1 pseudogene is annotated in these 241 nt (G+C 70.1%); it reads left to right on the plus strand.

From position 1 onward, the window contains the following. Window positions 1-241, plus strand: a pseudogene (locus BN358_RS27010) (DinB family protein); the annotation flags it as partial.

Raw genomic sequence — 241 nt, forward strand, 5'->3', positions numbered from 1 at the left:
TCATCTTCACCGTCCGCAACCAGCTGATCCGTACCGAGGACAACCCGGTGTTCCCCAACTGGGACCAGGACGCGACCGCGCTCGACGAGCGCTACTGGGAGCAGGACCCGGACACGGTCACCGCCGAACTCACGGCGGCCGGCGAGGCGAACGCCGCCGCCTGGGTGGACGTCGCGGAGTCGGAGTGGGAGCGTCCCGGCACCCGCAGCAACGGCTCGGAGTTCACCCTGGACACGCTCGG

The organism is Sedimentibacter sp. B4 (genome assembly GCF_000309315.1).
Lineage (GTDB): Bacteria > Bacillota > Clostridia > Tissierellales > Sedimentibacteraceae > Sedimentibacter > Sedimentibacter saalensis.